General features: G+C 73.1%; 6 protein-coding genes. 5 read left to right on the top strand and 1 reads right to left on the bottom strand.

The window, feature by feature from the left end:
- Positions 1 to 362: 362 nt before the first annotated feature.
- On the top strand, positions 363 to 3,032 hold the full coding sequence (locus BMW99_RS20300; protein ID WP_075017278.1) for a glycoside hydrolase family 31 protein: 2,670 nt from the start codon (positions 363 to 365) through the stop codon (positions 3,030 to 3,032).
- 153 nt (positions 3,033 to 3,185) lie between these two features.
- Here the strand turns inward: BMW99_RS20300 and BMW99_RS20295 are convergent, their stop codons facing one another.
- On the bottom strand, positions 3,186 to 3,962 hold the full coding sequence (locus tag BMW99_RS20295) for a SigE family RNA polymerase sigma factor (RefSeq protein WP_075017277.1): 777 nt from the start codon (positions 3,960 to 3,962) through the stop codon (positions 3,186 to 3,188).
- Between the two features lie 247 nt (positions 3,963 to 4,209).
- Between BMW99_RS20295 and BMW99_RS20290 the strand changes: the two genes are divergently transcribed.
- The 4 genes from BMW99_RS20290 to BMW99_RS20275 all read left to right on the top strand — a co-directional run bounded on the left by BMW99_RS20290 (position 4,210) and on the right by BMW99_RS20275 (position 7,773).
- On the top strand, positions 4,210 to 4,887 hold the full coding sequence (locus BMW99_RS20290; RefSeq protein WP_176735646.1) for a response regulator transcription factor: 678 nt from the start codon (positions 4,210 to 4,212) through the stop codon (positions 4,885 to 4,887).
- On the top strand, positions 4,884 to 6,614 hold the full coding sequence (locus BMW99_RS20285) for a sensor histidine kinase (RefSeq protein ID WP_069466334.1): 1,731 nt from the start codon (positions 4,884 to 4,886) through the stop codon (positions 6,612 to 6,614). The genes BMW99_RS20290 and BMW99_RS20285 overlap by 4 nt, the downstream gene beginning before the upstream one ends.
- On the top strand, positions 6,611 to 7,225 hold the full coding sequence (locus BMW99_RS20280) for a GerMN domain-containing protein (RefSeq protein WP_075017276.1): 615 nt from the start codon (positions 6,611 to 6,613) through the stop codon (positions 7,223 to 7,225). Before BMW99_RS20285 ends, BMW99_RS20280 begins: the two co-directional genes overlap by 4 nt.
- A gap of 62 nt (positions 7,226 to 7,287) precedes the next feature.
- A complete protein-coding gene (locus BMW99_RS20275) occupies positions 7,288 to 7,773 on the top strand; it encodes a VanZ family protein (protein WP_069467697.1) in 486 nt (161 codons plus the stop codon).
- Positions 7,774 to 7,811: the final 38 nt, after the last annotated feature.

Below are 7,811 nucleotides of genomic sequence, written 5' to 3'. Positions count from 1 at the left end.
ACATTTCCGAGGAGACGCTTCCGGAGCGCCCCCGACCCCACGGACAAAGGGCACGCACACCAGGGGCGCGAGGAACTGCGCGACAAGCCACGACGGCGCGGCACACGGCCGACAAGCCCCGGGGGCACCCCGGATGCCGAAGGGGCGCGGGGAACGGCGCGAGCAACCACCCACCGGCCGGTGGACGGCGACGCACCGCAAGGGGCAGGGCCAACCCCGAACCCGCAAAGCAAAGCCGCAGGCGAACCCTCATTGACATGTACCTGCGCGAACTGTGACCCTGGTGCACCGAAGTGAGCGATTCTCGGCAGTTTCACGCGCAACTGAGCATTCAGCGCCCTGATTTGAGCGGAGACACCTGCGTGCGGAGACTCAGACCACATCCCCGGGCGGCGAGCCTGCTCGCCGCCGCACTGGCGGCGGCGCTGTCCGCCGCCCTGCTCGGCGCTCATCCGCCGGTGGCCGCCGCGGCCACCGGCGACGGCGGCGTGCTGGACGGCACGCACACGAGCGTGACCTGGCAGAGCCCGGCGTACGCCCAGGGCACGTCCGGCGGTCCCGAGAGCTGCCCGGCCGCCGGGAGCGACCCGGGCGACGCCGTCTGCGACCGGTTCGACCTGACGGTCTCGGTGCCGGCCGGCTACTGGGACGACAACCCCGAGGGCGGCGTGCCGGTCTCGATCCAGTGGCAGCACCCGACCGACGACTTCGACCTCTACATCTACGGCGACGACGGCAAGGAGGTCGCCGAGAGCGCCGGGACCGCCGACCCCGAGGCGACCGTGATCCCCGACGCCTCGGGCACCTACCACGTGCTGGTCGTCCCGTACGACGTGCACGACAACTCCTTCACCGGTACCGCCTACCTGCCGCAGACCACCGACGCCGGAGACCTGACGTCGTTCGGCGGCGGCGACGGCAGTTACTCCGTCGCCGCGGGCGACCTCAAGGCGAAGGTCGACTTCCTGGCCGGCGGCCAGTTGCGCCTCCAGGCCGCCCCCGGCGGGGACTTCACCGAGCCGTCCGGCGCCGCCGCGATGATCGTCAAGCAGCCCGCGCTCGACCGCGGCACCCACGCCTTCGACGCGGGCGCGTACTACGGCATCAGGGCCGAGGGCACGGTGCTGCGGGTCTACAAGAAGCCGCTGCGCTTCGGCCTCTACAAGGCGGACGACCGCACGGTGATCTGGCAGGAGGCCAAGCCGCTGCGCTGGTCCACGCACGGGATGCGGCAGAGCCTGGAGCGCGGCGCCGACGAGCAGTTCTTCGGCGGCGGCGAGCAGAACGGCAGCTTCTCGCACCGCGGCCGGACCATGCACGTCGGCAACAACTTCGACTGGAACGAGGGCGGCTGGAACAACTCGCAGCCCTTCTACCTGTCGAGCGCCGGGTACGGGGTGTTCCGCGACACGTTCACGCCCGGCGTCTACACCTTCGGCTCCCCGGTGACCACCGGCCAGCAGGAGCAGCGGCTGGACGCCTACTACTTCCTCGGCGACGCCAAGCAGGTCATCGGCAAGTACACCGCGCTGGTGGGCAAGCCGTTCATGCCGCCGGTGTACGGGCTGGAGCCCGGCGACTCCGACTGCTACCTGCACAACGCCAACCGCGGCGAGCGCCACACCCTGGACGCCGTGAAGATCGCCGACACCTACCAGCAGCAGCAGATGCCGCTCGGCTGGATGCTCGTCAACGACGGCTACGGGTGCGGCTACGAGAACCTGCCGGAGACCGCCAAGGGCCTCCAGGACGACCACGCCCAGCTCGGCCTGTGGACGCAGGACGGCATCGACAAGCTGGCCGACCAGGTCAAGGCCGGCCAGCGGGTGGCGAAGCTGGACGTGGCGTGGGTGGGCAACGGCTACGACTTCGCCCTGGACGCCTGCGACCGCGCCAAGGCCGGGATCGAGGACAACAGCGACGCCCGCGGCTTCGTGTGGCTGCCCGTGTCGTGGGCCGGCGCGCAGCGCTGCGGCGTGCTGTGGAGCGGCGACCAGAGCCTGTCGTGGGACTACATCCGCTGGCAGATCCCGACGTACGCCGGGGCCACCATGTCCGGCATCGCCTACGACACCGGCGACGTCGGCAGCATCTACCGGCACGACCCGGCGATGTACACCCGCGACCTGGAGTGGAAGGCCTTCCTGCCGGCCGTCATGACCATGGACGGCTGGGCGTCGGACCTCACCACCGGCAAGCCCGCCGACCAGCAGCCGTGGCGGGACGGCGAGCCGTACACCTCGATCAACCGGAAGTACCTGCAGTTGAAGGAGCGGCTGCTGCCGTACATGTACACGCTGTCCGCACAGGCCGCGAAGACCGGTGTGGGCGCGGTGCGGCCGCTGTGGCTGGAGTACCCGGACGACCCGAACACGCTGGGCCCCGACGCCACCTACGAGTTCCTGGCCGGCCAGGACTTCCTGGTGGCGCCGGTCTACCAGGACTCCGACACCCGCGACGGCATCTACCTTCCGGCGGGCGACTGGACCGACTACTGGACCGGCCGCACCTACCACGGCCCGACGACCGTCAACGGCTACCACGCACCTCTGGACACCCTGCCGCTGTTCGTCCGGGGCGGCGCCGTCGTCCCGATGTGGCCCAAGGGCACGACGTCCTGGCAGACCCGCGACCGCGGCGAGCTGGACTGGGACCTGTACCCGAAGGGCCACACCTCGTACACGCTCTACGAGGACGACGGCACGACGCGGCAGTTCGCCGGCGGCGCCTCGGCCCTGCAGCGGGTGGACGTGACGCAGAACCGCGGCGCGACCGTCGTCGCGGTCGGCGCGAGCGACGGCTCGTACCAGGGCAAGCCGCAGGCCCGCGGCTACACCTTCACCGTCCACGGTGAGGCCGCCCCGCGGCAGGTGGTGCTCTCCGGCACCGGCCCGCTGCCGCGGGCGGGCTCGGCGGCCGCGCTCGACGCGGCCGGCTCCGGCTGGTGGTACGACCCGGCGACCGGGATCACGACGGTGCGGACGCCGTCGCTGTCACTGACCCGGGGCTTCACGGTGAACCTGCTGCGCTGACACGGCACCCGCGCACGCACGACGGGACCGGACGGCTTCCCCCTCGCCGTCCGGTCCCGCCGCCGTTCCCCCGTGTCCCCGTTTCCCCCGGGTGCCCGCGCTGTCCCCCCGCGGCCCCCTGCCTCCCCCGTGTTCCCCCCGGTCCCCTGTTCCTCAGGCGACGAGCTCGCCGAACGCGTCCTCTTCGCTGCGGCCGAAGCTCAGCGCGTCGTCCTCGCGCATCCGGCGCAGCGAGCGCCAGATGCTGCTCTTCACGGTGCCGACGCTTATGCCCAGGATCTCGGCGATCTCCGGGTCGGTGCGGCCCTCGTAATAGCGGAGCACCAGCATGGTGCGCTGCTGCTCGGGCAGCTTCGCCAGCGCCTGCCACAGCACGGCCCGCAGCTCGGTGCCGCCCATCTCGTCGGTGTCGCCGACGGTCTCCGGCAGCTCCTCCGTCGGGTACTCGCTGAGCTTGCGCCGGCGCCAGGCGCTGATGTGCAGGTTGGTCATCGTGCGGCGCAGGTAGCCGCCGACCGCCGCCTTGTCGCTGATCCGGTCCCACGCCCGGTAGGTGGAGAACAGCGCGCTCTGCAGCAGGTCCTCGGCGGCGTACCGGTCGCCGGTCAGGTGGTAGGCGGTCGCGTACAGGGAGGCGCGGCGCTCCTGGACGTAGGCGGTGAAGGCCGCCTCGGCCTCCGCCCGCTGCTCCGGGGTGCGCTCCGCGGTCCCGCCCTGCTCCTGCGCGGGCGTCCGCTGGTCGCCGCTGCCCTCGACCGGGGTGATCCACGCCGGCCGCTGGCGCGCCACGCCGCCCTGGTGGGACGGGCGTCCGGCGCCGCGACCGTACCCCCGTCCGCTCGCGGCGCCGGACATCTCGGTGGTCCTGACCGGGAGCTGCTCGTGCGCGGACCGGACTGCGATGGTGGTGGTGGAGTGCAGTGCGTTCATGTCGCGCCCCCGTCGATGGAACCGTCAGCGTGGTGATCGGCGTCGCAGCCGGTGTGGCGTGCGCTCTTCCGATGGGCACAAGACTGCCGGGCCAGTTTCATGGCGCTGTCCGCCGAATGTCACAGCCACGCAACAGAGCCCTCCGGCCTGCCCGCCGCACCCGCCCTGCGGGGCGCCGCCGCGGGCCCCTGGGCGGCTCCCGCCCAGGCAGTCGCAGATGAAGGAGCAGTAGGCAACAATGTCCGGCGTGCCTTTCCTGTTGCTAATCGAGGATGACGACGCCATCCGCACCGGCCTCGAGCTCGGCCTGTCCCGGCAGGGCCACCGCGTGGTCTCCGCCGCGACCGGCGAGGACGGACTGCGGCTGCTGAAGGAGCAGCGTCCGGACCTGATCGTGCTCGACGTGATGCTGCCCGGCATCGACGGGTTCGAGGTGTGCCGCCGCATCCGCCGCACCGACCAGCTGCCGATCATCCTGCTGACCGCCCGCAGCGACGACATCGACGTGGTGGTCGGCCTGGAGTCCGGGGCCGACGACTACGTGATCAAGCCGGTGCAGCCGCGCGTGCTGGACGCCCGCATCCGCGCGGTGCTGCGCCGCGGCGAGCGGGACAGCACCGACTCGGCGGCGTTCGGCCCGATCGTCATCGACCGCAGCGCCATGACGGTCACCAAGGACGGGCAGGACCTGCAGCTGACCCCGACCGAACTGCGGCTGCTGCTGGAGCTCAGCCGCCGCCCCGGCCAGGCGCTGTCCCGGCAGCAGCTGCTGCGCCTGGTGTGGGAGCACGACTATCTCGGCGACTCGCGGCTGGTCGACGCCTGCGTGCAGCGGCTGCGCGCCAAGATCGAGGACGTCCCCTCGTCCCCCACGCTCATCCGCACCGTGCGCGGGGTCGGCTACCGCCTGGACACGCCTCAATGACCGATGCCCCACCGCCGGCGGGGGGAGCTCACGGCCTGCGCAGGCGGGTGCCTGGTCTGCTGCGTCTGTCGTCGCTGCGACTGCGGCTGGTCGCGGTGTTCGCGCTGGTGGCGCTCACCGCGGCGGTCTCCGTGTCCGGCATCGCGTACTGGCTCAACCGCGACGCGGTGCTCACCCGGGCCCAGAACAGCGCGCTCAACGACTTCCGCGACTCGCTGCAGCGCAACGCCGCGTCGCTGCCCGTGCAGCCGACCTGCGCGTCGCTGAACAACGCCGCGAACCGGATAGGCGGCCCGGACACCTACCAGGTCGTGCTGATCGACACCACGCCGGACAACTCGCCCTGCGCGGCCACCTCCAACCGCGACGTGTTCACCCTCGACGACGTGCCGGCCTCGCTGCAGCGGGCGGTCAACACCCCGCACAGCAAGGACGACAACCGCTACCACCTGCACTGGGAGCGGATCTCGCTGCAGGGCCACCCGTACCTGGTGGCGGGCGCCCGGGTCAACGACGGCGGCCCGACCGGCTACATGCTCAAGTCGCTGGACGCCGAGCGCAAGGACCTCAACTCCCTGGCCTGGTCGCTGGGCATCGCGACGCTGCTGGCGCTGATCGGCGCCGCGCTGCTCGCGCAGGCCGCCGGCTCGACCGTGCTGCGCCCGGTGCGGCGCCTGGGCGAGGCGGCGCAGCGGCTCGGCGAGGGTCATCTCGACACCCGCCTGAAGGTGTCCGGCACCGACGAACTCGCCGACCTGTCACGGACGTTCAACAGCGCCGCCGAGGCGCTGGAGCAGCGCGTGGCGGAGCTGAGCGCCCGCGAGGCGGCCAGCCGCCGCTTCGTCGCCGACATGTCGCACGAGCTGCGCACCCCGTTGACCGCGATCACCGCGGTGACGGACGTGCTGGAGGACGAGGCCGAGGCGCTCGACCCGATGATCGCGCCGGCCGTGCGGCTGGTGGTCAACGAGACCAGGCGGCTGAACGAGCTGGTGGAGACGCTGATGGAGGTCACCCGGTTCGACGCCGGAACCGCGAAGCTGCGGGTCGACGAGGTGGACGTCGCCGACATGATCATGGCCTGTATGGACGCGCGGGCCTGGCTGGACTCCGTCGAGCTGGACGCGCCCCGCGGTCTGCTGGCCACGCTCGACCCGCGCCGCCTCGACGTCATCATGGCCAACCTGATCGGCAACGCGCTCAAGCACGGCGGCTCCCCGGTGCGGGTGTCGCTGCGCAAGGAGGCGGCCCCGCCCGCCGGCGCGCACCGCGCCGGCACGGGGGCCGCGGAGGCGCCCGCCGGGCACGGTGCCGGCCATGAGGGCACCGGCCGGGACCGGGACGGTGGCCCCGGCGACGATGCCGGTGGCGATACCGGTGCCGGGGACGGGGAGATCGTGATCGAGGTCTCCGACCACGGGCCGGGCATCCCCGAGGAGGTGCTGCCGCACGTCTTCGACCGCTTCTACAAGGCCGACGCGTCCCGGGCCCGTTCCGAGGGCAGCGGCCTGGGCCTGTCCATCGCGCTGGAGAACGCGCACATCCACGGCGGCGACATCACCGCCGCCAACTCCCCTTCCGGCGGTGCTGTGTTCACCCTGCGCCTGCCGGTCAGGCCCCACGAAGACGACACAGCCGACACCGCCGACGCCGACGGCACCTCCGGCCGCCCGTCCGAGGGCCGCAGCGACGGCCCCGGCAACGGCACCCCGGGCGGTGCCAGGTGAACCGCCGTACCCCGAGGGCCGCGGCGGCCCTCGCCGTGCTGCTGCTGCCGGTGCTGGCCGGCTGCGGGATCCGCTCCACCTCCGTTCCGGTCGACGCCGGGCCCGCGCCCTCGCGGGTGTCGTGCGCGCCGCCGAAGGCGACGGCGGCACCCGCCCCCGACACCGTCAGCCGGCAGATCTACCTGGTGTGCAGCATGCAGCTCGCGCCGGTCGCCCGCAGCGTGCAGGTGCGCGACGTCGCCAACGTCCGCACGTCCGTCGGCGGGCAGGCCACCGAACTGATCCGGCAGCTGGAGCAGAGCCCCCGGGCCGCCGAGTCGCAGGCCGGCTTCTCCACCGCGGTGCCCGCGTCCACCGAGATCGCCGCCCGCCACCCCGGCGACCCCGCGTCCGCGCTGCGCCTGAACCAGGAGCTGGAGGACCTGCCGTCGTTCGCGCTCGCCCAGATCGTCTGCACGCTGACCGCCGACTCCGGAATCTCCCCGGACCACTCGGTGCTGCTCGGCGGCCAGGCGGCCGGCGACCCGCTGCACAGCTACACCTGCACCTCCGACCTGCGCACCCGCCCCGACGCCGGGGACGACGCGGGCACCCTCGTGCGGCAGCCGTGACCGCCAGGCGGAACCGCGACGTGCCGGAGCGCGTCCTGGACAGCGTGCGGCACGATGGCTCCATGTTCAGGGTGCGCGCGGGCGGGCTGCTGCTCACCGCGGCGTACCTGTCCTTCGTCGCCTGGCTGCTGCTGCGCCCGCACTACGCGGCCTGGGTGCCCGCGCCGAACCTGCGGCCGCTGGCCACGATCCGCTCCGACCTGGCGGCGGGGCCGCTGCCGGCGGCCCGGCGGATCGGCGAGGGCCTGGGGATGCTCGCGCCGCTCGGGGTGCTGCTGCCGATGGCCGGCGGCCGGGTGGACACGCCGGGCTTCACGTCGTTCGCGCGGACCGTGTTCGCCGGGCTGATGGTGTCGCTGTCGCTGGAGTTCACCCAGACCGTGGTGCCCGGCCAGCTCTTCGACGTCGACGCGCTGCTGCTCAACACCGCGGGCGTGGCCCTGGCGCACCTGCTGGTCGTGCCGGCCGCCCGGCGCCGCCTGCGGCACCGCGCGCCCGCCGCCCCCGCGCCACGTCCCGCCCCGGCGCCCGCGAGCCTCGTGCCGTAGGGCCCGGGCCCCGTCACTGACGCGGTCGGGCCGCGCCG

The organism is Actinacidiphila rubida, assembly GCF_900110255.1.
GTDB classification, from domain to species: Bacteria; Actinomycetota; Actinomycetes; order Streptomycetales; family Streptomycetaceae; genus Actinacidiphila; species Actinacidiphila rubida.
The sequence above is the reverse complement of the archived record's forward strand: the minus strand, read 5'-3'. Positions and strand labels throughout refer to the sequence as shown.

What these genes read in the sequence shown, in the direction of transcription:
- BMW99_RS20285 (WP_069466334.1), top strand. Translation starts at nt 4,884, where the DNA reads ATGACCGATGCCCCACCGCCGGCGGGGGGAGCTCACGGCCTGCGCAGG.
- BMW99_RS20295 (WP_075017277.1), bottom strand. Translation starts at nt 3,962, where the DNA reads ATGAACGCACTGCACTCCACCACCACCATCGCAGTCCGGTCCGCGCAC.
- BMW99_RS20275 (WP_069467697.1), top strand. Translation starts at nt 7,288, where the DNA reads ATGTTCAGGGTGCGCGCGGGCGGGCTGCTGCTCACCGCGGCGTACCTG.